At 70.6% G+C, this 24,349-nt stretch carries 24 protein-coding genes; 8 read left to right on the forward strand and 16 right to left on the reverse strand.

Annotated elements, in window-relative coordinates; all coding sequences use genetic code 11:
• Positions 1 to 290 precede the first annotated feature (290 nt).
• Together CKO31_RS04005 and CKO31_RS04010 are read left to right on the forward strand one after the other, a co-directional pair.
• Positions 291 to 677, forward strand: coding sequence for a TusE/DsrC/DsvC family sulfur relay protein (locus CKO31_RS04005; protein WP_200234263.1), 387 nt, complete (start codon positions 291 to 293; stop codon positions 675 to 677).
• Positions 678 to 860: 183 nt separating this feature from the next.
• Entirely contained in the window at positions 861 to 1,175 is a 315-nt protein-coding gene (locus tag CKO31_RS04010; protein WP_200234264.1) for a hypothetical protein, read from the forward strand.
• Between the two features lie 177 nt (positions 1,176 to 1,352).
• Here the strand turns inward: CKO31_RS04010 and CKO31_RS04015 are convergent, their stop codons facing one another.
• Positions 1,353 to 2,012 carry an EF-hand domain-containing protein gene (locus CKO31_RS04015; RefSeq protein WP_200234266.1) on the reverse strand — a complete coding sequence of 220 codons (660 nt, stop codon included), beginning with the start codon at positions 2,010 to 2,012 and terminating at the stop codon, positions 1,353 to 1,355.
• Between the two features lie 487 nt (positions 2,013 to 2,499).
• Between CKO31_RS04015 and CKO31_RS04020 the strand changes: the two genes are divergently transcribed.
• Entirely contained in the window at positions 2,500 to 2,931 is a 432-nt protein-coding gene (locus CKO31_RS04020) for a CBS domain-containing protein (protein WP_200234268.1), read from the forward strand.
• A gap of 13 nt (positions 2,932 to 2,944) precedes the next feature.
• Positions 2,945 to 4,384 (forward strand): sigma-54-dependent transcriptional regulator, encoded by a 1,440-nt coding sequence (locus CKO31_RS04025; RefSeq protein ID WP_200234270.1) that lies wholly within the window; start codon positions 2,945 to 2,947, stop codon positions 4,382 to 4,384.
• 321 nt (positions 4,385 to 4,705) lie between these two features.
• On the opposite strand, the gene ligD is transcribed toward CKO31_RS04025, so the two are convergent.
• From ligD to CKO31_RS04095, 14 genes are all read right to left on the reverse strand, one after another.
• Positions 4,706 to 5,599, reverse strand: a complete 894-nt coding sequence (gene ligD, locus CKO31_RS04030; protein WP_200234271.1) for a non-homologous end-joining DNA ligase — start codon at positions 5,597 to 5,599, stop codon at positions 4,706 to 4,708.
• 29 nt (positions 5,600 to 5,628) lie between these two features.
• Positions 5,629 to 7,224, reverse strand: a complete 1,596-nt coding sequence (locus CKO31_RS04035; RefSeq protein WP_242475131.1) for a BCCT family transporter — start codon at positions 7,222 to 7,224, stop codon at positions 5,629 to 5,631.
• 464 nt (positions 7,225 to 7,688) lie between these two features.
• Positions 7,689 to 8,030, reverse strand: coding sequence for a hypothetical protein (locus CKO31_RS04040; protein ID WP_200234272.1), 342 nt, complete (start codon positions 8,028 to 8,030; stop codon positions 7,689 to 7,691).
• Positions 8,027 to 9,073: a CHAD domain-containing protein gene (locus CKO31_RS04045; protein WP_200234273.1), complete on the reverse strand. Its 1,047-nt coding sequence runs from the start codon at positions 9,071 to 9,073 to the stop codon at positions 8,027 to 8,029. The genes CKO31_RS04040 and CKO31_RS04045 overlap by 4 nt, the downstream gene beginning before the upstream one ends.
• A 12-nt stretch (positions 9,074 to 9,085) precedes the next feature.
• A complete protein-coding gene (locus tag CKO31_RS04050) occupies positions 9,086 to 9,778 on the reverse strand; it encodes a cytochrome c3 family protein (protein ID WP_200234274.1) in 693 nt (230 codons plus the stop codon).
• 486 nt (positions 9,779 to 10,264) lie between these two features.
• Positions 10,265 to 10,927, reverse strand: coding sequence for a potassium channel family protein (locus CKO31_RS04055; RefSeq protein WP_200234275.1), 663 nt, complete (start codon positions 10,925 to 10,927; stop codon positions 10,265 to 10,267).
• Complete coding sequence (locus CKO31_RS04060) at positions 10,927 to 12,399, reverse strand: TrkH family potassium uptake protein (protein ID WP_200234276.1); 1,473 nt, start codon at positions 12,397 to 12,399, stop codon at positions 10,927 to 10,929. The genes CKO31_RS04055 and CKO31_RS04060 overlap by 1 nt, the downstream gene beginning before the upstream one ends.
• A gap of 104 nt (positions 12,400 to 12,503) precedes the next feature.
• On the reverse strand, positions 12,504 to 12,848 hold the full coding sequence (locus CKO31_RS04065; RefSeq protein ID WP_200234278.1) for a Na+/H+ antiporter subunit G: 345 nt from the start codon (positions 12,846 to 12,848) through the stop codon (positions 12,504 to 12,506).
• A complete protein-coding gene (locus CKO31_RS04070; RefSeq protein ID WP_200234279.1) occupies positions 12,838 to 13,131 on the reverse strand; it encodes a K+/H+ antiporter subunit F in 294 nt (97 codons plus the stop codon). Before CKO31_RS04070 ends, CKO31_RS04065 begins: the two co-directional genes overlap by 11 nt.
• Positions 13,128 to 13,721: a Na+/H+ antiporter subunit E gene (locus CKO31_RS04075; RefSeq protein ID WP_200234280.1), complete on the reverse strand. Its 594-nt coding sequence runs from the start codon at positions 13,719 to 13,721 to the stop codon at positions 13,128 to 13,130. Before CKO31_RS04075 ends, CKO31_RS04070 begins: the two co-directional genes overlap by 4 nt.
• Positions 13,718 to 15,451, reverse strand: a complete 1,734-nt coding sequence (locus tag CKO31_RS04080; RefSeq protein ID WP_200234281.1) for a proton-conducting transporter transmembrane domain-containing protein — start codon at positions 15,449 to 15,451, stop codon at positions 13,718 to 13,720. Before CKO31_RS04080 ends, CKO31_RS04075 begins: the two co-directional genes overlap by 4 nt.
• Positions 15,448 to 15,792 carry a Na+/H+ antiporter subunit C gene (locus tag CKO31_RS04085; RefSeq protein ID WP_200234282.1) on the reverse strand — a complete coding sequence of 115 codons (345 nt, stop codon included), beginning with the start codon at positions 15,790 to 15,792 and terminating at the stop codon, positions 15,448 to 15,450. The genes CKO31_RS04080 and CKO31_RS04085 overlap by 4 nt, the downstream gene beginning before the upstream one ends.
• The gene (gene mbhE, locus CKO31_RS04090; RefSeq protein WP_200234283.1) at positions 15,792 to 18,680 is read right to left on the reverse strand and encodes a hydrogen gas-evolving membrane-bound hydrogenase subunit E; all 2,889 of its coding nucleotides are present in this window, start codon (positions 18,678 to 18,680) and stop codon (positions 15,792 to 15,794) included. Before mbhE ends, CKO31_RS04085 begins: the two co-directional genes overlap by 1 nt.
• A gap of 120 nt (positions 18,681 to 18,800) precedes the next feature.
• Positions 18,801 to 19,202 carry a CBS domain-containing protein gene (locus tag CKO31_RS04095; RefSeq protein WP_200234284.1) on the reverse strand — a complete coding sequence of 134 codons (402 nt, stop codon included), beginning with the start codon at positions 19,200 to 19,202 and terminating at the stop codon, positions 18,801 to 18,803.
• Here CKO31_RS04095 and CKO31_RS04100 point away from each other — a divergent pair.
• Positions 19,201 to 19,428, forward strand: coding sequence for a hypothetical protein (locus CKO31_RS04100; RefSeq protein ID WP_200234286.1), 228 nt, complete (start codon positions 19,201 to 19,203; stop codon positions 19,426 to 19,428). The genes CKO31_RS04095 and CKO31_RS04100 overlap by 2 nt on opposite strands.
• On the opposite strand, the gene CKO31_RS04105 is transcribed toward CKO31_RS04100, so the two are convergent.
• A complete protein-coding gene (locus CKO31_RS04105) occupies positions 19,425 to 19,835 on the reverse strand; it encodes a DUF1523 family protein (RefSeq protein WP_200234288.1) in 411 nt (136 codons plus the stop codon). The two genes, CKO31_RS04100 and CKO31_RS04105, sit on opposite strands and share 4 nt — an antisense overlap.
• A gap of 490 nt (positions 19,836 to 20,325) precedes the next feature.
• Here CKO31_RS04105 and CKO31_RS04110 point away from each other — a divergent pair, with 490 nt between their 5' ends.
• The 3 genes from CKO31_RS04110 (at position 20,326) to CKO31_RS04120 (ending at position 24,129) form a co-directional block, all read left to right on the forward strand.
• On the forward strand, positions 20,326 to 20,514 hold the full coding sequence (locus CKO31_RS04110; protein WP_200234289.1) for a CsbD family protein: 189 nt from the start codon (positions 20,326 to 20,328) through the stop codon (positions 20,512 to 20,514).
• 437 nt (positions 20,515 to 20,951) lie between these two features.
• Positions 20,952 to 23,318 (forward strand): PAS domain-containing hybrid sensor histidine kinase/response regulator, encoded by a 2,367-nt coding sequence (locus tag CKO31_RS04115; protein ID WP_200234290.1) that lies wholly within the window; start codon positions 20,952 to 20,954, stop codon positions 23,316 to 23,318.
• Between the two features lie 100 nt (positions 23,319 to 23,418).
• Complete coding sequence (locus CKO31_RS04120; RefSeq protein WP_200234291.1) at positions 23,419 to 24,129, forward strand: histidine kinase; 711 nt, start codon at positions 23,419 to 23,421, stop codon at positions 24,127 to 24,129.
• The last annotated feature ends 220 nt before the right edge of the window (positions 24,130 to 24,349 follow it).

Raw genomic sequence — 24,349 nt, forward strand, 5'->3', positions numbered from 1 at the left:
GCGGACCGGCTCGGGGTCCGCATCCGAGTCTGCGTAAACCTCAGCAAGCGCGGTGCCAGAACGGTTGTCGCGGCTTCGCTGCTGTGGCGGCGCGCGGGCGCTGCGACAGCGGTCCCTATGCCCCGTTCACGGGGCAAATGCACGATCCGTTGGGGGCTTACGGGCGCGAGGCGACGGCGCGAGCGGACCAAATCGCGTCCCGGCAAAGATTGGTGCAGCGGTTGCAACGGATTAAATCGACCGGGTCGCCGCAAGCTGCCCGGCCTCACCGACCGCACCGGAGGACTGCCATGCCCGCTTCCGCTCCCGAGCTCGATCACCTGCTCGATCACAACGGCTTCATGGCCGAGCCCGAGCAATGGGACGCCCGCCTGGCGGCAAAGCTCGCGCGGCGCCTGGGCCTGGGGGAGCTGCGCGTCGAGCAATGGCGCATCATCCAGCAGCTGCGAGAGGCATGGCTGGTGAAAGGCAGCTTGCCGGTGCAGCCCAGTCTGTGCCGGGAGCTGGAGCTGCAGCGCTCCTGCCTCGATGACCTGTTCGGCGGCCCCCTGGAGGCCTGGAAGATCGCCGGACTGCCCGACCCGGGCGAGGAAGCGCGCGTCTATATGGAGGACATGGAGGCCGTCGACAGTATCACCGGGGGGCCATCGCCGGCGTCTGGAGAGGATGCGGGCTGACGGCCCTTGCTCGGCGACAGCAGCCCTTGACAGGCGGCACGCGCCTGCGTGGCATCTGCGCCCGCCCTGGGCGCTAAGACTATGCGGGTCCTTGAGCCTCGCCCTTGGCATCCCGACAGCTGAGCCTAATCACCGATCCCGGGCAAATGCGCCCGGCGGAGCTCGATTGCAGTGGAGGAAACCATGACCCGACCCGAGCGCGCCCGGCGGCTGCGGCCCATTCCGGGCTGGCGCGGCCTGCCCTGGTGGCGCAAGGCGCTCATGTGCTGCGCCCAGCCGACCTTCACCTATAGCCTGTTGTTTGCGCTGGTGGGCGCGGCCTTTCTGCTGGCGGCGCCCTTGCTGGACCCCGACCTGGCCGTAGTGGGGCTGATTCTGCTCGCCGTAGCCGTGCTGATGTTTGCGACCTTCTGGGTGCTGGCCTATCGCGCCTTCGGGCGTGACACCAAACCCCATCAGGACAGCGAGCCACCTCAGCGGCGCGAGCCGCCCCAGTGAGCTTATCGTTCCGGTGCGTTACACACCGGGGCGAGCGGCTGCCGTAGGCCGGGCTGAGGCACGAAGCCCGACACCATGCTGGCGGCAAACGTCGGATTGTCGGGCCTCCTGTCGTCGGCCCGACCTATGCCGAGGTCGCTACAGGCTCCCGGCGCCAAGAGTGGCGCGCGGCGCCCATCAGCGGCTCACTTCCTCCGCCGTCGGCGGTGCTCCCTCATACATATCGTCGTAGAGCACGCTCGCCTCGGAGCGGTCGATCACGCCGTCGTCGTTGACATCGAGCTCCTGCCACGCGTCGCTGATGGCGGTGCTGGCGTGGGCTTCGCTGCTGGTGAGCACGCCGTCATGGTCCAGATCCAGGTCACTGAAGGGCCGCAGCGGCTCTGTCTCCTCGGCGAGCTCTTGCAGCTTGCCGCCTTCGGCGAGCTTGCGCAGATGGATGTCGCCCGGCACGGGCTCAGCGGCAACGGCAGGTCGCTCGCGGGCCGAGGCCACCGACTGTACCGTCTGGCCGGTGGTGGCCCGCAGGTGGTCCTCGTGGCGGGAGAAGTTGGCCAGCGGCACCAGGGCGCCGACACCCGGTTCGCTGTCCACCTCGCCCGGGCGGACCACGGCGAGCAGCTCCCCGTCTTCGCCGCGCACCACGTCGGCGAGCTTGCCGATGACGACGCCGTCGCGGTTCTCCACCAAGGCACCGCGCATCTGGTCGACCGTGCTCTGGGCCACACCCGGTGCCAGATCGTTCGGGTCCGCGGCGGCCTCGGCGGCCAGTGCCGGCGTCGTGGCGCCCGTCGCTGCGAGCAGGATGGCGGCGTAGAGGGCTTTGCGTGCGTACATGCTGGTCTCCGTCGGGTCTCGTTGGCTTGCTGTGACCGGAGCCCGGCGCTGGCCGGGCTTGGCCCCGCACTTCTGCGATCCATCCGACCGCGCGGCAGTGCAGGGGCCTTTGCAATGGGCAGCAACACGCATGCCCGGGCCTGAGGGGCCGAATCTGGGTTATGGTGGGGCATATGCACCGGCGCTCGGTCCCTTTGCCCTGTCCCAGCGGTGGTTGACAGCCGCAGGGGCGCCGCCGGCTTGGACTATGTGGTGCCGGACCGTCGCTGCGCGGGCGGTTGGGCCCGCGATGACAGCGGCTGGCGGCGGCAGCAGCCGCTGAGGCCGTACCGGCGCGACATTTGCTTAAAGTTGCGCATGCGCAGGCTTCGCTCGCTGGAGCTTCGCAGCCAATGACGATGCATCCCGGGGGCGGGCTGGTCACAAGCCTGCAGGCACTGTCGGCTGTCCGGGCCCTGCTCCCGATCACACAAGCGCAGGAGGTCATGTGACACTGATCCAGACCATGCAGCGGCGCCCAGCCGTGACGACACCGGAGGCCACGCTGCGCAGCGCCGCCAAGGAGATGGCGAGCCAGCGCACCGCCCTGCTGCCGGTGATCTCCAAGGGCAAGCTGGTTGGCACCCTGTCGGCCATGGACGTCACCGCCCGCAGCGTCGGCGGCGGGCTGGATCCGGACCGGCGTACGGTGCGGGCGGTGATGCGCCCGGACCCGCCCACCTGCCGGCCGGAGGACACGGTGGACCAGGTGTACGGACAGATGCGCCGGCTGCGCCAATCCGTGCTGCCGGTGATCGAGGCCAATGGCGAGCTCGTCGGGCTGGTGGACCTCTTCGACATCGAGGCCGCCGAGGACCCCGGTAAGGTCGCCGGGCCGGAGCCCGACATGGTCAAGCGCGTCCGCGGCGAGGCCCATTGATAGAGGTCCCTGCATGTCCGACTCACTGCTGATCATCGAGGACGAGCCCACGCTCGCCACCGAGCTCGCGCGCCATTTCACCGGCAAGGGCTGGGATGTGGAGCGCGCCGGTAACCTCAAAGAGGCCCGCGAGGCCGTGCTGGGTCGGCGCCTAGAGCCGTTGGTGATCCTCGCCGACATGAGCCTGCCGGACGGCAACGCCCTGGACTTGCTGGAGGAGGCCCGCAAGCAGAAGCTGCCCGGCGAGTGGATTCTGCTCACCGGCTACGGCGGCGTGCCGGATTCCGTGCGCGCGCTGCGCCTCGGTGCCTACGACTTCCTGGAGAAGCCCTGTCCGCTGGCACGTCTGGAGATCGTCGTCACCGGCGCACGGCGCAGCGCCTTGGCCCAGCGCCGGCTCGACACCCAGAGCCGTGACAGCCGCCGGCGCTACTCGCCGGAGTCCTACATCGGCGCCAGCGCCACCACCGAAGAGACGCGGCGCATGATCGCGCGCCTGGCGGAGGTGCCCTTCAGCGCGCTCATCATCGGCGGCGAGACCGGCACCGGCAAAGGCCTGGTGGCGCGCATCCTCCACCACGGCGGGCCGCGCGCCGAGGGCCCGATGATCGAGGTGAACTGCGCCGCGCTGCCGCGGGACCTACTGGAGTCCGAGCTCTTCGGCCACGAGGCCGGCGCCTTCACCGGCGCCAAGGGCCGCCACCGCGGCTACCTGGAGCAGGCCCACGAGGGCACGCTGTTCCTCGACGAGATCGTCGAGATGGACCTGGACCTCCAGACCAAGCTGCTGACGGTGCTGGAGGACCGCAGCCTGCGGCGCCTCGGCGGCGAGAAGTCCATCGACGTCGACGTGCAGATCATCGCCGCCAGCAATCGCAACATCGAGGAGCGGGTGCGCGCCGGGGATTTCCGCAGCGACCTCTACCACCGCCTGAGCGTGTTCCGCCTGGACCTGCCGCCGCTGCGCGAGCGCCTGGACGACCTGGAGCAGCTGGTGCCCGCGCTGGTGGACGAGTACAACGCCCGCTCCGGGCGGCGGGTGAATGATATTCCAGACACCGTCTACCGCCAGATGCGCGGCTATACCTGGCCCGGCAATGTGCGCGAGCTGCGCAACGTCATCGAGCGCGCCGTGCTGCTGGCCCAGGACGAGGTGTTTCCCATCGAGTGGCTGCAGCTCGGCCACGGCGTCGCAGCACCCCCGGATGCCCAGCCGGACGCCGGGCCCTTCGTCGACGGCGACCGCATCAGTATCCCGCTGGACGGCAGCATGGCCCTGGACGACATGGACCGCTACATCATCAAGACGGCGCTGGAGCGCAGCCAGCACAACGTTACCGCCGCCGCCCGGGCCCTCGGCACCACTCGCGAGACCCTGCGCTACCGCATCCAGAAATACAATCTCAACGCCGAGCGCGAGCCCGATGCCGCCCCCGCAGACACCGGCGACTAACCAGAAATGGGGACGGTATCCTTATCTCGTCAGCGGTTTCGTAGGTCGGGCTGAGGCACGAAGCCCGACGCAGCGCTGGCGGCAACCGCCTGATCGTCGGGCCTCCTTGCGTCGGCGCCGACCTACACCAAGAAATGGGGACGGTATATTTATCTCGTCAGCGGTTTCGTAGGTCGGGCTGAGGTACGAAGCCCGACGCGGCGCTGGCGGCAACCGCCTGATTGTCGGGCCTCCTCGCGTCGGCGCCGACCTACGAGGTGACGCTCTGATTGTCGGGCCTCCTGGCGTCGGCGCCGACCTACGTCGTCACGCCCTGCGTCGTCACGCATGGACATCGAGGGCGGCGCGCAGGTCGGCCGGGTCCGCGGCCCTGTTGCTCAAGGCCGCCCAGGGATCTGCCTTCTGCGCGAGCCGGCGGGGGATGCGCCGGATGTCGTAGGCGCGGGCGTCCTCCAGGCCGCCGAGCTCATCCCAGTCCAGGGGCGTCGCCACCGGCGCGCCGGGCTTGGCGCGGGGGGAGTAGGGCAGCACGGCGCTCTGGCCGTAGGCGTTGCGCATGATGTCCAGGTACAGCCGCCCGCCGCGCTTGTCCTTGCGCTGGGCGGTGGTGAGGCTGTCCGGATGCCGCTCGGCGAGGCGCTCGGCCATGGCCTTGGCGAGGCCGCGCACACCGTCGAAGTCCATCCTCGGTGCCAGCGGCGCCAGCACGTGCAGCCCGCGGGAGCCGGTGGTCATCAGGTGCGGGGCGAGGCCGAGCTCGTCCATCAGCTCGGCGACACGGCGGGCGGCGTCGCGCACGGCCTCGAAGTCGCCGTCCGGCGGGTCCAGGTCGAACACCACACGGTCCGGCTTGGTCAGCTCGGGGCTGCGTGACAGCCAGGCATGGATCTCTACGGTGGCCATATCCGCGAGCGTCGCGAGGCCCGCCGGCGACGCCAGGGTGATGTGCACGATCTCGTCTTTGCCGTCGGCCGTCGGTGCGGGGAGCGGCGGCAGGCCGTCCGGCAGCTCGTCGCGGTGGTGCTGCTGGAAGAAGCCATCGGCGTCGATGCCGTCCGGGAAGCGCCGCAGCGTCAGCGGCCGCTGCTCGGCATGGGCCAGCAAGGGCTCCGCGACAGCGGCGTAGTAATCCGCGAGGTCCTGCTTGGTGAGACCGGCGTCGGGGTACAGCACCTTGTCGGGATGGCTCGGCGCCATTGATTCGGCTTTGGGCATGGCGATGGTCGCTCGCTGGATTGATCGGCTCAGTCGTCTGCGTCCACCGCGTCGCGGCGCAGCTCGTCCCGCTCGGGGACGCCATGGGTGCGTGAGTCTACCCGCAAGGCCTTCGCAAGGCCCCAACAGGACACCAGCAGGAAGGCCGTCATCGGCAGCCCGGATGTCAGCGACGCCGTGCGCAGCGCCTGTAAGCCGCCCGCCAGCAGCAGCGTCGCCGCCACCGTGCCCTCGGCCACCGCCCAGAAGATACGCTGCGCCTTCGGCGGATGCGGATGGCCGCCGGAGGTGACCATATCGTCCACCAGGGAGCCCGAGTCCGACGAGGTCACGAAGAACACCACCACCATCAACAGCGCCAGCACGGACGTGAAGGCCGCGAAGGGCAGCTGCTCCAGCATCGCGTAGAGCCCGGCACTGGCGTCGTCGTCCACCACCTGGGTGATCTCGGCGGCGCCGGTCATCTCCGCGTGCAGGGCCGTGCCGCCGAACACCGACAGCCACAGAAAGGTGATGAGCACGGGCACGAAGAGCACGGCCAGGATGAACTCGCCGATGGTGCGCCCGCGGGAGATACGGGCGACGAATACGCCGACGAAGGGCGACCAGCTGATCCACCAGCTCCAGTAGAACAGCGTCCAGTTGGCCTGCCAGTCGGAGTCCGGGCGCAGGTCCAGCCACAGACTGGTACCCACCAGCTGCTGCAGATAAGCCCCGGTGCCGGACAAGAACACCTCCAGCAGGTAGACCGTCGGCCCCGCCACCAGCACGAAGGCCATCAGCACCCCCGCGAGCCCGACATTGAAGCGCGACAGCAGCCGGATGCCGTGCTGCACGCCGCTCACCACCGAGATGGTCGCCACCAGGGTGATGACCGCGATGATGCCCACCTGCACCCCCTCGCCGCGGGGCCAATCCAGCAGGCGCGTGAGACCGGCGTTGATCTGGATGGCGCCGAGCCCGAGGGAGGTGGCGACGCCGAACAGCGTGCCCACGGTGGCCAGGATGTCCACGGCGTGCCCGATGGGCCCGTAGATGTGCCGGCCGATGAGCGGGTAGAGCAGGGAGCGCGGCGCCAGCGGCAGGTCGTGGCGGAAATGGAAATAGGCGATGGACAGCCCGAAGACGATGTACACCGCCCAGGGATGGAAGCCCCAGTGGAAGAAGCTGAGCCGCAGCGCCTCGCGCACCGTATCGCCGTCGGGACCCGGCGCGAAGGGCGGGTCCTGCCAATGCATCATGGGCTCGGCGACGCCCCAGAACACCAGCCCGGTGCCCATGCCGGCGCTGAACATCATCGCAAACCACGACGGGTACGACAGCTCCGGTGCCGCGTTCTCGCCGCCGAGGCGGATGTGCCGGTAGGGGCTCACCAGCAGCCAGAGCACGAATATCAGCATTGCCGTGGCGCCGAGCACATAGAACCAGCCGAAATTGGCCAGAATGCCCGACTGTATACCGCCGAACACCGTCTCGGCGGCATCCGGCCAGCCGATGCCGAGCCCCACGAAGGCCAGCACCAGACCCGCCGAGCCGAGGAAGACCGTCGGCTGCATCGCGGAGAAGAGCTTCTCCGGCAGGCCTTTCTTGAGCTCATCCCGGAGGCGGCGGAGCAGAGACATCATCGCCTGCCCACTATGGCGAGGCAGTATCGCCTCACCGCATTTCCAAGCAAGCCGCACGCCCATTTGCAGATGCCTGCCTGTGCACGGCGAGCGTATATTCCTGGGGCAAATGCCCCAGCCTTCCTTGGCATATCCCCCGGCCCGTGGGGTTGTCGTCCAAGTGACTCCAGCCGCGCCGGCACGGGCTGCTGGTACAGCCAAGCAGCAACTGGCGACCCGAAAGATACAGTGACAGTATACCAAATCCTTGTTAGGGGGACGGTTACCTGATCTCATCCGCACCGAGTTTGTTTCTCGGGGCGCGAGTTATAGTTACTGTCCCTTGATCTGAAGCCGCTCTGTGCGAGGCTGACAAGGAGCGCAGGCGCAGAGATCGGTTGCAGCAGGAGGCAAGATCGATTGGGGGCGCCTGGCTTAACAAGGCTCGGGCCTGAGCTTGCATGTTGATCGCGCGCTGTGGTGCGCTAACGTCGGAAGCGCTCGCACTCGGCCAGATATTCATCCAGCTCCACGGCCAGGGCGCGGCGCCGGGCCCCGCCTTGCTCGGCGGCCTGCACCGCATCGGCGGAGAGCTCCAGCAGGAAGGCGCGAAAGCGACCGGCGACCCGACACTGCAGCGTGAGGCACCAGCCTTCCGTGCAGGGTATCAGCACCAGATGCCGCCAGCGGATGCCGAGTGTGGCCAGCAGATCGCCGATGACGGCAGGCGCGCCTGCGACCGCCTCAGGGCTGAGATGGCGCGGGGGTGCATTGCTCGCGCCCGCGAGTGCGTCGGCGCCGACGGGTGACAGGATTTGCGGACTCATGGACGCTCCTCGCTCTGGGCGCCGGCTTCGGCCTGGTGCCAATAGACGCCGATGCGCCGGCGAAAGGCCTTGGGACGCTCGGCATAGACGTAGCGGCCGAGCCCTTCTGCCTGCTCACGCAGCATCGCGCTCTGGCGGCGCAGCTCGGCCCGCAGGCCGGCCTCGGCGTGCCGCCGGGCGACCGACGCCTCCTCGTCGCGCAGCTCCACCAGCAGCTCGTCGAGCACGGCGAGGTCATGATCGTCGCCGAGCCGGTCGGATAGCGCTTTGACCGCGGTCCGCTGTGCTCGGAGCAGGTCCGGCCAGGCCGGGCGCAGCAGGCGCAGGTGATAGCCGAGGTATTTGGTGCGCTTGCGCCAGTCGTGGAAGGCGGCGACGCCGGGCTGCGCATAGGCGCGGGCCATCGCCTTGCGCCCCCGCTTGTAGGTCTTCTTGAGGCCCCGGCCGAACACCGCGAAGGCGCTCGCCTCGTCATCGACGGGCGGCAGACACCAGTCGGCGGCGCGCTCGCGGGCGGCGACGAGCTGCTCCCGAAAGGCCTGGCTGCGCGCTTCGGGCTGGCCGTCGGCGGCCTGTGCTTCCGCGCGCCAGGCCGCGAGCCGGGCCCGCAGCGGCGCCCAGGCCAGGGTGTCCAACGCGGGCGGGTCCGGCCCGTCGTGTAGCGCGGCTGCCGATTCGGCGCCAGCCCCGTCCAGGCCGACGGGCGCGGTGCCGGCGCCCGTGCGCGGCGCCTCGGCTGCCTGCGCCGTGGCGATGACGCGGTCGAAGGTCTCGACGGCGACGTCCGCATCCCGCAAGGCCGACAGCTCCGCGGCGGCATCGCGCAGGGCCGCGTTCTCGGTGCGATACAGCTGCGGCGCCGCCGGGCGCACCAAGCGCAGCAGTCCGCGGAGCTTCTTCATGCTCTTGCGGGCCTCGTGGACCATCGTTTCCCTGGGCCGGGCCGGGTCGTCGAGCTGCGCCAGGGTCTCATCCATGAGCCCCCGGGCGACACGGCGCAGGCCCGTGCCTGCGGATTCGCCGGGCTGGAGCTCGAAGCGCATCGCATGCCTCCTTCAGCTGGAGGCCGATTCCGAAGGCCGGGCGCGGGCTTTCGCCGCGTGCTCGGCGGAGTCCTCCTCATCGTGCTCCTCACCTTCAGGCACGAGCTCGTCCGCGACCTCGGGCACTTCGTCGAAATGCGCCTCCAGCGCATTGCGCAGGTCCTCGTGCCCGACGTGCTCATGGCAGTCGACGCAACTGCTCGGGCCCTGACCGCCGCCCTCTGCGTCGGCATTGGCGAAGTAGGCACTGTGCGCCGCCGAAGCGGCGGGATCGTCGGTGGTAGCGCGCTCGAGCGCCGAGTGGCAATGGAGACAGCCGGAGTCGTAAACATACTCGGCGCGCTCGTCGAGCTTGCCGATCCAGTCCGGCTTGTGGATGGGATAGATGGTCTGCGCCCAGAGGTCGCGCAGGCCCGTGGTCGCCTTGGCGAAGAGGTGATTGGCCGCGTTGTCGTGGGGCAGATGGCAGTCCGTGCATTCGGCCACCAGCCCGGCGGGGTTGTCGCCGCCGTGCTTGGAGCGCGTGTGTGCGATGGCCATTGGCTCCATGGTGTGACAGTGGGTGCAGAACTCGGCGTCCGAGGTCTGCTTGATCATGGTCTCCGTGCCCATCCAGGCGGCGGCGATGGCCGCCGGCACCACCAGCAGCAGCACCACGAGGATCAACAGAAGACGGCGCGAAAAGCGTTTGGATCGCTTGGCCATGGTCTGAGCCTCCGTAATCCGGGGCTGCGGCGCCATGGTCTGGCCGCACGCCACCCGATGAATTCGCCGCCGTGGCTGCAGTCGTCGTGCCAGCAAACAAGCCCACCCCAAACCCGCAGCGCGCCGCAGCCGTCAACGGCGCGGGGGAGCGACGTTGCACCCTCGGGCCGGGGCAGAAGCCCAGCGCATTGGTTGCTATGCCCCGCGACCACCCAGCTGGCAGGTGCGGCCTAGAAATACGGTGAAGGTCTATCGAGCTTCGAGGCGTCAGGAGAGTCTTACCAGAGATTCCGTGACGGTATACTCAATTGCTGAGATCCCGGCGAACGCCGCACGCCGCTTTCTCTACCGTGGCCTGAGATGAAGACCATTGCACTCGCTTCTCTGTGCTGACGGGCCTGCCTGCTGACAAGCGCAGTCCGAGATAAGGTTACCGTCCCCGCATTTTTCGGTGGTGTCGCTCGGCGGTTGGTTGGGTCTCGCGGGTCAGTCTGCGGCCTCGGTCGGCTCGCCCCAGCGGCGGTGCAGCTCGTCGAGGTGCTCGCGGGCGCAGATGAGGATGATCTCGTCGTCGGCCTTGATGCGGCGGGTGTTCTCGGGCAGGCGAAAGCGCTCCTGGCGGTAGAGGCAGACGATGCGGGTGCGCTCCGGCAGGTCCAGCTCCTCCAGCGGGCCGGTCTCGTCGTCGCCGGCGACGAAGCTGAACACCGCCGCGTCGTCCCGGATGACCGATGACAGCTCCAGGGACTTCTCGCCGCCGAGCAGGTCGCGCAGGTGGCTGGCGACGGCCTGGTTCGGCAGCACGGTGTCGTCCAGCCCCAGCTCGTCGGTGATGTGCTGGAATTGTCGGTCGTTGATGCGCGGCACCACCCGCTTGAAGCCCAGGGAGCGGCCGATGAGCGCCGCCAGGATGTTGCTCTGATCGGATTCCAGCAGGCAGAACAGCGCCCCCGTATTCTCGGGCTCCACGTCCCTGAGCACGTCCGGGGAGGTGCCGTCGCCGTGCACGAAGCCGGCATCCAGGCGCTCGGTCAGCGCGTCGATGCGGTTGCGGTCGCGCTCGACGATAATGACCTCGTGCCCGTCCGCCAGCAGCAGCTCGGCGGTGGTGACAGTCAGCGAGTTGCTGCCGATGAAAGCGGTTCGCATCAGGTTTTGCGCCTCCTGCCGATCCAGGTGGGTGGGTAGAGCAGCACCAGCATGGCCACGATCTCGACGCGGCCGAAGAGCATGTCCACGATGAGCACGGCCTTGAGTAACGGCGCCAGCTCCGGGCCCGTCAGCCCGGCGCTGAGGCCGGCGTTGGCGGTGGCGGAGACCACCTCGAACAGGCTCGGCAACGGCGGCGCCCCGTGCAGCAGGAACACCAGCCAGGAGAGCAGCAGCACCGTGAGCCACAGCGTGAGCAGCTGCAGCGCGCCGGTGATCATGTCCTGCTCCACCCGCTCGTCGTCGACGCGGGCATTGAGCACCGCCCGCTCGGCCACCGCCGTGCGCCGCAGGGCCAGCTGCACCAGGCGCAGCAGCACCAGCAGGCGCACGATCTTGAGCCCGCCGGCGGTGGAGCCGGTGCAGCCGCCGATGGTCATGGACAGCATGAGCACCAGCAGCGCCGCGGCGGGCAGCGCCGCGATGTCGGTGGTGCTGAAGCCCGTGTCCGTCTGCGCGAAGACGCCGAGCGCCAGCCCGTGGCCCAGGGCCGCCGGCCAGTCGAGCCCCTGCTGCCATTGGCCGATGAGCATCAGCGCCAGGGTCACCAGCAGCACCAGGGCCACCAGCATGTGGACCTCTTCATCCCGCCAGAGGACACCGAGCCCGCGGCTGGGCACCCGGGCGTACAGGGGCAGGCTCACCGCCGCCAGCAGACAGACGGCCGTGAGCACGCCGATGGCCGCCACCGGCAGCCCCGCCAAGCTGTCGTCCGCCGGTGCGAAGCCCCCGGTAGCCGCCGCCGGCAAGGCGTAGAGCACCGCATCGAAGGGCGCCACGCCCGCCGCCCAGACCGCGGCCACCGCCAGCACCGTGAGTCCCGCGTAGACCACGAACACCGTGCGCGCATGATGCCTGGCTCCCGCGCTGGTGAGGCGCTCGCCGGTGGTCTCCAGCAGCCGCCGGGCGCTGGTGTGGTGGCGCATGATGAGCGCGGCGGTGAGCACCGCGATGCCGAGCCCGCCGTACCACTGCATCCAGGCGCGCAGGAAGAGCACCGCCGGGTCGGCGCGCTCCAGCCCGTGCAGCACCGTGAGACCCGTGGTGGTGACCGCAGAGACAGTCTCCAGCAGCGCATCTATCGGCTGGATGCCTGCCGCCATCATGGGCCAGACCATGGCCCCCGCCGCCAGCAGGAAGGCCAGCGCCGTCACCGCCAGGGCCTCGTTCCATTGCAGGTCCACCCGCCGCAGGTCCAGCCCCGGCAGGCGCAGCAGCAGGAAGCCGAGCACACAGAGCACTCCCGCCACCAGCGCCAGGCGCCCGGCGAGCGCCGTGCTGCCGAGTCCCAGCGCCACCGCTGCCGGCACCGCCGACAGCAAGGCCAGCATCACCAGCAGCTGGGCCAGCGTACCGGCCACCACGCGCACGCGCGCCGCATGCATCAGGACTTGGACGGCGGGCTCGGGCATGGTGGGTCTCCGGCGGTGCATCCGGATCATACTGCCGATTCGCCGCGGTGTGACCCGCTCGTGCCGGCGGTGCACCTGGTGGCCGAGCCCTGGTCCACAGCGGATCAGTGGCCATCGTCAACGTCGCTGTCGGCGGCGTCCTCGGGCGGCGGTGCAAGACTCTTCACCGCCAGATGCCGCGCCGCGCTCGCCAGCAGTTGCGCACTCACCGGCGCGGTTGCGAACAGGAACACCAGCACCAAAAGCTCCCGCGGTGTGTCGCCGGCGCCGTCGCTGCCCAGATACAGCGCCGAGGCCAGCAGCGTGGCGCCGACGCCGAGCGTGGTCGCCTTGGTGGGCCCGTGCAGGCGGGTATAGAAATCCGGCAGCCGCGCCAGGGCAATGGAGCCGACCAGCGCAAAGCCGGCCCCGAGCAGCAGTAGTGCCGCCACTGTCAGCTCAATCAGCATCGCTCGACTCCCCCGCCGGCACGCTCCGGCGCAGCAGCACCAGCGCGAAGCCCACCGTCGCCGCAAACCCGAACAAGGCCAGCACCAGCGCCGCCTCCACGTATTGGCGCCCGCCGTAGGCGATGCCGAGCAGCACCAGCAGGGCGATGGCGTTGATGTACATGGTGTCCAGCGCCAGCACCCGATCCGGCAGTGATGGCCCCCGGGCGAGCCGCCACAGGTTCAGCAGCAGCGCCAGCGTCAGTGCCGCCAGCGCCAGCACCAGGCTCAGATCCAGGATCATCGAAATACCTCCAGCAGGGGCGCCTCGTAGCGGGCCTTGAGCACGGCCGCCCAACGCTCGGCGTCGGGCGCGCGCACCGCCGGCCCGCCGTCCTCGCCGGTGACCTCGGAGCGGTCGATAGCATGCACCAGCAGTCGGCGCCGCGACTCCGAGCCCGCCAGGTCCACGGTGACCGTGCCCGGCGTCAGGGAGATGGTCGCCGCCAGCAGATAGACGCCGAGGGGTGACTCCAGCGCCACCGGCAGCACCACCTCCACCGGCTCGGGCTGCCGCCGCCGGTCTACCACCAGCGCCAGCACCATCGCCGCGATGCGGAAATTGGCGACGACGATGTCCGCGACCAGCCGCCGCAGCCAGGTCAGCAGCGCCCAGACCCGACGCAGCAAGAGCAGGCCGCATGCCGTGCGCCCGGCCGCCGCCGGAAAGGGCCGCAGCTGCGGGCCCAAGCGGCGTCGCAGCCGATCCACCGTCAGGGCCGCCGCTGCAGCCGCCAGCAGCAGTCCCAGCAGCAGCCCGCCGGGCGTGTCCGTGCCCGTCAGCAGCACCCAGAGCCCGAACAGCAGCGCGGTGGTGACCACGACAGCGGTCATGGTGGCTGCTCCATCGCGCTAGAGGTTGGGACGGGATCTCGCATAGAAGTTCGGGCCGAGGCGCCAGGCTCGACGCCGTGCCGGCAGTCAATGCTCGATTGGCGGGCCTCCTGGTGTCGGCCCGACCTCCGGCGAGTGCTGCTGGGAGCTGCGGGGGCCGCGGTCGGGGCCAGCTTGGCCACCGCGGCAGCATAGCTGCCGCCGTCCCTGGTCTGGCGGGCGACGGCCTCGGCGAGCTGCGTGGCCGGCCCGGCAAGGACCGTCAGCAGCGGGCCGGCGGCGATGAGGGCCAGCGCCGGCAGCAGCACCGGCAGCGACGGCGCAGCGGCCGCCGGCGCCCCGGCGCCGAGGGGTGTCCAGAACAGCCGGATGCCGGTGCGCGTCAGCGCCAGCACCAGTGCAAGGCTCGCGGCCAGCACAACGGTCCAGATCCAGGCCCACAAGGGCCCGTTCGCCGGCGCGACGGCGCTCAGCACCAGGGCCTTGCCGATGAAGCCGCTGAGCGGCGGCAGGCCGGCGATGCCCATGGCGCCGAGCAGGAACAGCACGGCGAGCACCGGCGCCGGGCGCTGTCCCGGGGGCGTCTCCTGCCCGCGCCGGCCGTCTGCGACCGCCGCCGGCAGCAGATCCGCCAAGAAGAAGAGCCCGGCGGTGATGAATGTGGATTGCACCAGGTAGTAGAGGGCGCCGGCGAGCCCGTCGGTGCCGCCGGCAGCGATGCCGGCGAGCAGAGTGCCCACGGACACCGGCACCAGCCAGGCCACCAGGCGCCGCAGCCCGCGTGCCGCCAGCGCGCCGACGGCGCCGGCGGCCAGCGTCGCCAGGGCCGCCGTGACCAGTACCGGACCCAGCAGGCCCGCTACCGGGTGAGCCGGGTCGCCGCCGGGCAAGGGCGCCGGGAGTCCCGGCAGAGCCGCGGCGATGCCGCCGTTGGCGATGGTCCACAGGCGCACCAGCCCATAGACTCCGACCTTGGTCAGCAGGGTAAACAGCGCCGCCACCGGCGCCGGTGCCGCTGCATAAGTGCCGGGCAGCCAGGCCAGCAGCGGCAGCAGGGCCGCCTTCAGCGCGAGCACCGTCGCCAGCAGCATCAGCCCGGCCCCGGCCAGGGCCTGATCCGGCGCCGGCAGCGAGCCGAGCCGCGCTGCCAGTTGGCTCATGCTCAGCGTGCCAGCGGCGGCGTAGACCAGGGCCACGGCCAGCAGGAACAGCGTCGAGCCCATGAGGTTCAGCAGCACATAGTGCAGCGCCACCGCCGGCGGGCAGGGGCGCCCCTGTCGCCCCTGTGCATGCAGCAGCAGCCCGTAGGAGGCGAGCAGCAGCACCTCGAAGAACACGAACAGGTTGAACAGGTCCCCGGCCAGCAGCGCCCCGGCGAGGCCGAAGAGCTGTAGCTGAAACAGCGCATGGAAGCCGCGATGCGGGCGGTCGGCATCCGTCGCCGCCGCATGCCCCAGCGCTGCCAGCGCCAGCAAAGCCATGACCACCAGCAACAACGCCGCCAGGGCGTCCGCCACCAGGACAATGCCATAGGGCGCCGGCCAGCCGCCGGCGACCGCCGCCGCAGGCGTGCCGTTGAGCGCCGCCTCCAGCAGCCAGAGCGCCGCGGCCAGCAGCCACAGGCCGGCCGCCAGAGCCAGCCCCCGGCGCAGGGTCGCATCCGGCCGCGGCCAGAGGATGAAGAAGGCGCCGAGACCCAGCGGCAGCAGCAGCACCAGTGCCGGCATCATGGGTCGTCATCCCCGTCGTCACCTGCGGCCGCGCGGACATCACCGCTGCCGCTGCGCCGGGCCGCCCACAACGCCAGGGCCAGGGCGAAGGCGGTCATGCCGAGGCCGATGACGATGGCCGTGAGCACCAGGGCCTGCGGCAGCGGGTCCGCCGCTGCAGGGCCCGTGGAGGCCAGCGGCGGCTCGCGCACCACCAGCCGCCCGCCGGCGAGCACCAGCAGGTTGACCCCGTAGGAGAGCAACAAGAACCCGAGTACCACCGTAAAGCTCTGGGTCGACAGCAGCAGATAGACACCGCTGCCTACCAGCAGCCCGATGGCGGCGGCCAACAGCCATTCCATCAGCGCCTCCCCACCGTTCGGCTGGCACCGGGCGCCGCCGCGGATTGCGCCCCGAGGCGCCGGAACACCGCCAGCAGGCTGCCCGCCACCACCAGCAGCACGCCGGTGTCGAACACCAGCGTGGAGCTCAGGCCCACCGCCCCCAGCAGCGGCACCCGGCCGTCCCAGTGCAGGCTCGTGAGCACGTCCTCGCCGAGCAGCAAGGGGCCGAGGGCGGCGAGCCAGGCCAGCACCAGTCCGGCGCCGATCAGGCTCAGCGCCCGCGGCCGGGGGCGCTCCGGCACACCCCAGGCCAGTTGGTCGAGCACCAGGGCCGTGGCGATCACCAGACCGGCGACGAAGCCGCCGCCCGGTGCTGCATGCCCTCGCAGCAGCAGGTGCGCCGCCAGCAGCAAGGCCGCCGGCAGCACCAACAGGGCGAGCACGCGCAGCAGCAGCGGGGCCGGCGGCGGCTCTGTGGCGGTGCTGGTGTCGGGCTCCGATTCGGCCTGTGGCGCCAGCAGCAGGTGTACGCCGAGCCCGGCCATCGCGAGCACCGTGATCTCGCCCAGGGTGTCCAGCGCCCGGAAATCCACCAGGATGGCGTTCACGACATTGGCGGCGTGGGCGGCGGGCGCCGCGTGCTCCAGAAACCACTCGGCGATGGTCGCCTCCGGGCGCAGCAATGCGACGGCCGCGAGGGCGGCGCTGCCGACCCCGGCGGCCCCGGCGAGCGCGAGCCGCAGCCGCTGGTCCGGTGCCGCGCCCGGCGCGCTGCGCCCAGGCGCCATTCTGCCGCCGGCGGGCGCCGTCGGCAGCTGCACCAGCACCACCAGCAGCAGCAGCGTGGTGATCACCTCCACGGCGATCTGCGTCAGCGCCAGGTCCGGCGCCGAGAAGTGCGCGAAGGTCAGGCTCACCACCAGGCCCACGGCGCCGGTCCAGAGCACCGCCGCCAGGCGCCGATCGGGGTGTCTCGCGATGGCCAAGACCCCACTGGCCAGCACCAGCGCTGCCGCCAGGCTCGGCACATCCACCGGCAGTACGCTGCGCCAGTCCGTGGCCCCCCGCCCGGTGGTGTCAGCGGCGCCGATCCACCAGCCGGCGGCCCCCGCCGCCACCGCCGCGGCGAAGAGCCAGGCGGCAGAGACGGGCAGGGTCGCCGGGCCCAGGCGCGCCAGCAGGGCGCGGGCGTGGGCCACCAACGCCTCGCCGCTGCGGTGGTAGAGCCGGGCAGCGCGCAGCCGCGGGAAGTACATGCGGTGCCAGCGGAACAGGGGGCGGCGCAGGGCATAGACCAGCATGCCCAGAGCGAGCGCGGCGGCGCTCATCCACACCGCCGGCGTCAGCCCCTGCCAGAGCGCGAGATGAAACTCCGGCAGCGGCACCGCTGCCGCGGCAGCGCCGGGGGCGCGCAGCATGCCCGTGCTGGCGGTGGTGAGCAGCGGGGCGACGGTCTGTTGCGGCAGCACGCCCACCAGCACGCACACCGCCACCAGGGCGGCCACGGGTAGGCGCATCCACCAGGACGGCTCGCGCGGCGGGCATTGGCCGGTGGGCGGGCCGTTGAAGAAGACATCGTGGCCGAAGCGCAGCGAATAGGCCACCGACAATAGGCCGCCCAGCACCGCCGCCCCCGGCAGCAGGGTGTTCAGCAGCGCTTTCAGCGCATCCGGCGCCGCGGCCGCCACCGGCGGGTCCAGGGTCTCGGCGAAGAACATCTCCTTGCTCAGGAAGCCGTTCAGCAGCGGCACCCCGGCCATGGCGCCGGCGGCCACCAAGGCCAGCGTGGCCGTGATGGGCAGACAGGTGAAGAGCCCGCGTAGCCGGCGCATGTCGCGGGTGCCCGTCTCGTGGTCGATGATGCCGGCGGCCATGAACAGCGACGCCTTGAACACGGCGTGATTCAGCGCATGGAAGAGCCCCGCCACGGCGGCCAGCGGCGTGCCCAGCCCCAACAGGAACACCATGAGGCCCAGGTGGCTGATGGTGGAGTAGGCCAGCAGGCCCTTCAGGTCGTGCTTGAACAGCGCGACATAGGCGCCGAAGACGAAGGTAACGAGCCCGACGCCTCCCACCAGCGGAAACCAAAGCTCCGCCGGCGAGAACACCGGCCACAGCCGCGCCAGCAGGAAGACCCCCGCCTTCACCAGGGTCGCCGAATGCAGATAGGCCGACACCGGGGTCGGCGCCGCCATGGCCGCCGGCAGCCAGGCGTGCAGCGGGAACTGCGCGGACTTGGTGAAGACGCCGAGCAGGATCAGCACCAGGATGGGTCCGTGCAGCGGGTGGGCGCGGATGGTCTCCCCCGCCGCCAGCACGGCGTCCAGGTCGTAGCTGCCCACGACTTGCCCCAGCAGCAGCAGGCCCGCCAGCAGCGCGATGCCGCCCGCGGCCGTCATCAGCAGGGCGATGCCGGCCCCGCGGCGTGCCGCGCGGCTCGCGGGGTCGAAGGCGATGAGCAGGAAGGACAGCAGGCTGGTGAGCTCCCAGCAGAGCACCAGCCACAACAGGTTGCCCGCCAGCACCAGGCCGAGCATGGCCGCCTGGAAGATCAGCATCAGGGCATGGAAGCGCCCGCGCGGGGCATCCGCCGGCAGGTAGTAGCGCGCATAGACGCTCACCAGCAGCCCGATGGCGAGCACCAGCAGGGCGAAGGTCAGGGCCAGGCCGTCCAGGCGCAGGGTCAGCGCCAGGCCCAGCGCGGGTATCCAGGGCAGGGTCAGGCTCGGCACCGCGCCGCCGGCCACCGCCGGCAACATACCGAGCGCCAGCAGCAGCGCCGCGCCCGTCGCGAGGCTCGCGGCCAGCGCCGCGCCGCGCGTATAGCGCCGCGCCGCCAGCGGTGCCAGCCCGGCGCCGAGCAGCGGCAGCAGCAAAAGCAGCAGGAGCTGCGGGGACTGGCTCATCCGAAGCTGGTGGCAGCCATGGCGTGCGGGATGGGCAGGGAGCGGCCTCGAGGCGTCTGCCGAACTGCGTCGGCCACCCGTTGTGCCCGCAGGCGGTCAGGGTGTTTGCTGGGCCCGGCCTCAGCCGGCGGGCTCCGAGACCCCTTCCAGCACCTCGCCGGCGAGCTTCGGCTCACGAGTGCCGGTGGCGATGTCGCCGCTGGACAGAACGCCCACGCAACGCTCGTCGCGGTCCAGGATCACCAGACGGCGCACCTGTGCCGCTTCCATCGCCTGGGCGGCCTCGTCGACGTCGGCATCGGCGTGGATGCTGTGTATGCCCCGGCTCATGATCCCGGAGACCGGCGTCTTCGGGTCCAGGCCGTCGGCGAGCCCGCGGACGACGATGTCGCGGTCGGTCACCGTGCCCACCACCTGGTTCTCTTCCAGCACTGGCAGCATGCCGATGTCTTGGTCGCGCATGAGCACGGCGGCGCGCTCAAGGGAGTCGCCTTGGCCGATATAGGTGAATTGGTCGCTCATGATCTGGCTGATTTGCATAGTGGCTGAGCCTCTGTATTCGCTGGTGGTGAAAAAAATGTGGCGTCGCGGCATGGTGCCGAGCCGCGCCCGCAGGGCGGCCGGCGCCAGCCCCGATCCACAAAAGGCGCGGTTTCCCGGCTCCTGCATGCTCGGCAGCGTACCCGCCCGAAAACTGCGGGGCGCCCTGCTGCGCACGGGAAACACCAAACCATCGGCGCTTCCTTAGATGCCCCGCTGCTCGGCGTCCGACGGCGCCATGCGGCAGCGCTCGGGCGCGTCGATGGAGACGGCGTTCGGAAACATGCTGAGCCACGGAATCCGCAGGCCGTAGCCATGGACGATCACCGGCTCCTGCGGGCATTCCTTGGTGATGCGGTTGGCGATGGACTGCAGCCGCGCGGAGTCCCACTTGAAATAGGGCGGCGTGAAGCCGGCATCCTCATTCTTGAAGATCAGGGTGTCCGAGGTGCCGGCCTCCACCGTCTCGATGCGGTACTGCACCTCTTGGCCGTCGCCGGTGACGCCGGTGATCTGGACCTCCCAGGCCTTGGGGCCCCAGCGCATATAGATCAGAGCCAGCGCGATGACCGCGACGGCAACGACGCCGATGACGACTTTGTTCTTGGTGGTCATGGTTCTGCTCCTTAATCTGCATCGAACAGGCTCAAGCGACGGCAGCCTCAAGCGGCGGTAGCGCCAACAGCGCCGAAAATTCGACGCTGACCGCGACATCCGCGGCGACCCGGCAGCGGCGCAGTGGCTTTGCCGGTGTCGCCTGCGCCGGAGCTCCCCTTGGGCGCTGCCCTTGCGGGTGGCCGGGCAGCCCACCTGCTGCTTTTTGGGTACTTGTCGCATTCCCTAGCAACTTCCGAGCCATGGCAGCCGAGCTGCCGGCGCCAACGCCATCCCCGTCCTGTGACGGGGCTTAGCGCCCGGGTGTTGGTGCAAATGCCCCGGCTACGGCGGAGGACGCAGCGGGCTGGCATGCCCGGGGGCGCTTCGCCACGGCAGGCGGGCCCGCGGTTGCGGTGCCCTGTCGGTCGGCGGTGGATCTGGTATGGCTGATGCACGCTTCGGGATGCAATCCAACCAGCGATGACCGCGAGCGCGGTCAGGAGGCGACATGAACTGGGAACAGATCCGCGGTAACTGGGAACAGGCCAAGGGCGAGCTGAAGGTGCAGTGGGGCAAGCTCACCGACGACGACCTGGCGAAGATCAACGGCGAGCGGGACAAGCTCGTCGGCCGCCTGCAGGAGCTCTACGGGATTACCAAGGACGAGGCGGAGAAGCAGGTGAACGAAAAAACCTGAAGCCCGCTGCGCACGCACGGGCCCGCGCGGCCGAGTCCGCGCGCTGGCGCGGGCAACGGAGCCAAATCCGCTCGTGCCTCTGGCATCTCAGTGAGGCCGCCCGGGCGTATGCCTGCCGCCGGGCCGAATACCGACCATGCCCCCGCAGTCGGCGCCCCCGCAGTCGGCGGATGAGCTCGCCCGGGATGCCCGCTTGACCGACCGGGGGCGCTCTCCTATGGTCAATGACTCAAGCAGAACGACCGTCATCTCCCATTCTTGCTGATCCTGCTGACCGGACCGATGCTTGGCCCTGGGCGCTGCGTGGCGACCGCCGCGCTTGCACCGCCGGCCGTCGCTGCGCCCGGCTCGCTGTCGCGCCGCCGCGGGCTTCGACCTTGCTCGATCCGCCGGCCCGGCCAGTGGTCGCCCTTCGCCCGCAAGTCTACGGAGCCCTTATGAATCTTTCCGCCGAGTCACGCTGCGCAGGGGTGGCTCAGCGCGCCGCCTCCGATCCGCGCGCCGAGCCCGCCGGGGCGCTGGTCGACGGGGCTGCGCCCACATTCGGGCTCGAGTGGGACCTGCGCACCGATCAGCTCCGGCATGATACCGCCGGCGCCCGCGCGCTCGGTCTGGAGACCGACGGCAACGGCGAAACCGGAGCCGACTTCCTCGCCCGGGTGCACCCGGCCGACCGGGCCGGGCTGCGCGCCGCGATCGCCGCCGCCACACCGGCCAAGCCCACCTTCTGCGCGCGCTACCGCTTGGAAGCGCCGGCGGGTCAGCGGGTGATTCAGGATCAGGGGCGTGTGCGCTTCGATGCCGCCGGCAGCGCCATTGCCGTCACCAGTGTCAGCGCGGATGTCACCGCGGACGTGGCCGCCCACGCCGACCATAGCCGCAGACTGGACTTGCTGGTGGACGTGATGGACCGGCTGCCGGCCATGGTCATGGTGCTCGATACGGAGCTTGCCGACGTCCGCGTCAATCGCAGCATGAGCCGCATCCTCGGCTGGAGCCGCTTCGACCTGGAAGAGCAGGACCCGCTCAGCCTCTGGTGGCCGCAGCCGCGGTTACGCGAGCACGCCCGGGCGACCTTGGTGCACGGTGGTGCCGGCACCTGGACGGACCTGCCGATGATGGACCACGACGGCAATTGGGTGGATGTCGCTTGGTCCAGCGCGTCGCTGCCGGACGGCCGGCGCGTGGCCCTGGGCATCGACGTGCGCGAGCAGCGCTGCACCGAGCGCCGGCTCGCCGCGCTGGAGCGGCGCTTTCGCACCATGGCCGAGACGGTGCCGGACATCCTGTTCACCACCGATGCCGAAGGCCGGGCCGATTACGTCAACGACCGTTTCTACCGCACCACCGGCCTGCAGCCGGGCAGCGCCCTGGGCGAGGGCTGGCTGGATGCCCTGCACCCAGACGACCGTGCGAACGCGCGCAACGTCTGGCGCGAGGCGGTGGCGCAGGGCAGGTCGCTGCGGCTGCGCTACCGGCTGCGCTGTGCCGACGGCGCCTACCGCTGGTGGGAGAGCCGCGCTCGGCCCATCACGGACCCCGACAGCCCGGATGCCAAGCCCGCCTGGTTCGGGGCGGCCTCCGACATCGACGAGCTCGTCTGCACCCGCGAGGCGCTGGAGGAAGCCGATCGGCAGAAGGACGAATTCCTGGCCATACTCGGCCACGAGCTGCGCAATCCCATGGCGCCGGTGCGCAACGCGGTAGATCTGATGCAAACGCACAGGCTCACCGAGCCCCAGCTCGCCTGGGCGGTGGGAGTCATCGACCGCCAGACCCGGCAGATGGACCGATTGCTGGATGACCTGCTGGATGTCTCGCGCATCATCCGCGGCAAGCTGCATCTGTCGCCGCGGGTGGTGGACATCGCCGAAGTCATCAGCCAGGCCGTGGACGCGAGCCGCCAGCAGCTTGAGGCCCGGGCTCACCAATTCCAGCTGGACGTGCCGGATGCACCCCTGTATCTGGCGGCGGACCCGGCCCGGCTGGCGCAGGTGCTCACCAATCTGCTCAACAACGCCGCCAAGTACACACCCGAGGGCGGGCATATCGCCTTGCAGGTGGAGGCGCGCCCGGGCACCCTGGTCCTGCATGTGCGCGACGACGGCGACGGCATCGACGCCGATCTGCGCGCGAGTCTGTTTCGCACCTTTACTCAGGGCCAGCGGCGGCTGGAGCGCACCGGCGGCAGCAAGTCCGGGCTCGGGCTCGGGCTCGCCATCGCCGCCCGGATTACGGAGCTGCATGGCGGCCGCATCGAGGTGGACAGCCCTGGCCCCGGTGGCGGCGCGACCTTCAGCGTCTACCTGCCCCGCACCGATGCGCCGGCGCCGGAGCGCGCTCCCGCGCAATGCGCCGAGGCGCCGGCGGCCAGCGGCGAGCTGTCGGTGCTTGTGGTGGACGACAACCGGGACGCAGCCGACGGGCTGGCCATGTTGCTGACGGCCATGGGCCACCGTGTCCAAACCTGTCACAGCGGTGCCGAGGCACTGGCGGTCGCCGGCGGAGAGCGGCTGCATCTGGTGCTGCTCGACCTCGGCATGGACGACATGGACGGCTTCGAGACCGCACGGCGGCTACGGGCCACTGACGCCGTCGGCCGGCCGATGCTGCTGGCGGCCGTCTCCGGCTACGGCGACAACCGCACCCGCGAGCGGGCCCGCGCGGCGGGCTTCGACCGCCACCTGACCAAGCCCGTGAGCCGCGAGGCGCTGGCGCAGCTGCTCTGTGACGCCGCCGCAGTCGGCGCCCGGGAAGACGGTCCGGCAGACAGCGGGGAAACCGGTCAGGGTGGGCCCGAATGACATGCCGATGCCGCAATTCCTCGGCGTCGGGAACAATTATTGCTTTGGTAGATATATCAGATGTATCACCGACAGCACGCTGAGCACGCATAGCACGCACATGGCAACGGACAGGCGGCGCCGCGGTGGAACCGGTCCCACCGCGCCCGACGCGCCCACGGCCGGCAAAGACCTGAATCCCGTGCTGGAGCGGCTCGCGGACTTGGAGCGACGCTCTCTGCTCGCCGAGCAGGCCCGTCAGCAGGCGCACAGGCTGCGTACACCGCTGAGCGTCATCGACCTCATTGCGGAGACCATGCAGCTCGAGAGCCATGCCGACACCCAGCGCGCCGAGCGTCTGGCGCGCATCCAGAGCGCGGCGGGCAGTCTGGCGACCGAGCTCTCGGAGGCGGTCAAGTCCACCCGCTTCGGCGATGGTCCGCGCCAACGCGTGGACGCCAGTGCGCTGGCCGCCGAGGTGGTGCGCAGCTTCGGCGGCGACGTGGCGGCGGACGGCGCCGTCGGCATCACCATCGCCGTCGAGCCGGGCAGTCTGGAGGCCGCTCTGGTGCACGCCCTGCGCCTGGTGGGCGTGGGCACCGATTGCAATGGCGTCTGCGCACAGCGCCCGCGGCTGCGCACCGAGCAGCGCGACGGCGAGGTCTGGCTCGCCATCACCGCCGCCGGTGCCCAGCCGCCGGATACCCCGCGGGAGCGCGCCGACCTGCGCCTCATGGCCAAGGCCGCCGAGCGTGTCGCCCAGGACCATGGCGGCAGCCTGACGCTGGGACCGGACAGCGCCACCTTCCGTTTGCCGCTGGGCGGGGACTAGACCGGGCGCCCCAGTCTGGTTCTGGCCCAGTGGGAGCGGCACCCCTGCCGCGACGACTTCCAGGGTTTGCGCTCGGCCATCCGTCGCGGCAGGGATGCCGCTCCCACAGACGCGGAGCGACGGTGGCTCGGTCTGGGCGACGCGTCCGGCGCTGCCGCCCGATTCCGGCACGCGCGCTGCATTCCTTTTGGGGTCAGGGCCCGGTGGGGACAGGTCCCCG

This window comes from Thiohalocapsa halophila, from assembly GCF_016583825.1.
Classification (GTDB): Bacteria; Pseudomonadota; Gammaproteobacteria; order Chromatiales; family Chromatiaceae; genus Thiohalocapsa; species Thiohalocapsa halophila.

What these genes read in the sequence shown, in the direction of transcription:
- CKO31_RS04085 (WP_200234282.1), bottom strand. Translation starts at nt 15,792, where the DNA reads ATGGAATGGCTGTTGGCCGCCGCCATCGGGCTGCTGGTAGGCAGCGGT.
- CKO31_RS04095 (WP_200234284.1), bottom strand. Translation starts at nt 19,202, where the DNA reads ATGAGCGACCAATTCACCTATATCGGCCAAGGCGACTCCCTTGAGCGC.
- CKO31_RS04025 (WP_200234270.1), top strand. Translation starts at nt 2,945, where the DNA reads ATGTCCGACTCACTGCTGATCATCGAGGACGAGCCCACGCTCGCCACC.
- CKO31_RS04055 (WP_200234275.1), bottom strand. Translation starts at nt 10,927, where the DNA reads ATGCGAACCGCTTTCATCGGCAGCAACTCGCTGACTGTCACCACCGCC.
- CKO31_RS04100 (WP_200234286.1), top strand. Translation starts at nt 19,201, where the DNA reads ATGATCTGGCTGATTTGCATAGTGGCTGAGCCTCTGTATTCGCTGGTG.
- CKO31_RS04050 (WP_200234274.1), bottom strand. Translation starts at nt 9,778, where the DNA reads ATGGCCAAGCGATCCAAACGCTTTTCGCGCCGTCTTCTGTTGATCCTC.
- CKO31_RS04120 (WP_200234291.1), top strand. Translation starts at nt 23,419, where the DNA reads ATGGCAACGGACAGGCGGCGCCGCGGTGGAACCGGTCCCACCGCGCCC.
- CKO31_RS04060 (WP_200234276.1), bottom strand. Translation starts at nt 12,399, where the DNA reads ATGCCCGAGCCCGCCGTCCAAGTCCTGATGCATGCGGCGCGCGTGCGC.
- CKO31_RS04105 (WP_200234288.1), bottom strand. Translation starts at nt 19,835, where the DNA reads ATGACCACCAAGAACAAAGTCGTCATCGGCGTCGTTGCCGTCGCGGTC.
- ligD (WP_200234271.1), bottom strand. Translation starts at nt 5,599, where the DNA reads ATGCCCAAAGCCGAATCAATGGCGCCGAGCCATCCCGACAAGGTGCTG.
- CKO31_RS04110 (WP_200234289.1), top strand. Translation starts at nt 20,326, where the DNA reads ATGAACTGGGAACAGATCCGCGGTAACTGGGAACAGGCCAAGGGCGAG.
- CKO31_RS04075 (WP_200234280.1), bottom strand. Translation starts at nt 13,721, where the DNA reads ATGACCGCTGTCGTGGTCACCACCGCGCTGCTGTTCGGGCTCTGGGTG.
- CKO31_RS04015 (WP_200234266.1), bottom strand. Translation starts at nt 2,012, where the DNA reads ATGTACGCACGCAAAGCCCTCTACGCCGCCATCCTGCTCGCAGCGACG.
- CKO31_RS04010 (WP_200234264.1), top strand. Translation starts at nt 861, where the DNA reads ATGACCCGACCCGAGCGCGCCCGGCGGCTGCGGCCCATTCCGGGCTGG.
- CKO31_RS04080 (WP_200234281.1), bottom strand. Translation starts at nt 15,451, where the DNA reads ATGATGCCGGCACTGGTGCTGCTGCTGCCGCTGGGTCTCGGCGCCTTC.
- mbhE (WP_200234283.1), bottom strand. Translation starts at nt 18,680, where the DNA reads ATGAGCCAGTCCCCGCAGCTCCTGCTGCTTTTGCTGCTGCCGCTGCTC.
- CKO31_RS04115 (WP_200234290.1), top strand. Translation starts at nt 20,952, where the DNA reads ATGAATCTTTCCGCCGAGTCACGCTGCGCAGGGGTGGCTCAGCGCGCC.
- CKO31_RS04045 (WP_200234273.1), bottom strand. Translation starts at nt 9,073, where the DNA reads ATGCGCTTCGAGCTCCAGCCCGGCGAATCCGCAGGCACGGGCCTGCGC.
- CKO31_RS04005 (WP_200234263.1), top strand. Translation starts at nt 291, where the DNA reads ATGCCCGCTTCCGCTCCCGAGCTCGATCACCTGCTCGATCACAACGGC.
- CKO31_RS04035 (WP_242475131.1), bottom strand. Translation starts at nt 7,224, where the DNA reads ATGATGTCTCTGCTCCGCCGCCTCCGGGATGAGCTCAAGAAAGGCCTG.
- CKO31_RS04040 (WP_200234272.1), bottom strand. Translation starts at nt 8,030, where the DNA reads ATGAGTCCGCAAATCCTGTCACCCGTCGGCGCCGACGCACTCGCGGGC.
- CKO31_RS04065 (WP_200234278.1), bottom strand. Translation starts at nt 12,848, where the DNA reads ATGCTGATTGAGCTGACAGTGGCGGCACTACTGCTGCTCGGGGCCGGC.
- CKO31_RS04070 (WP_200234279.1), bottom strand. Translation starts at nt 13,131, where the DNA reads ATGATCCTGGATCTGAGCCTGGTGCTGGCGCTGGCGGCACTGACGCTG.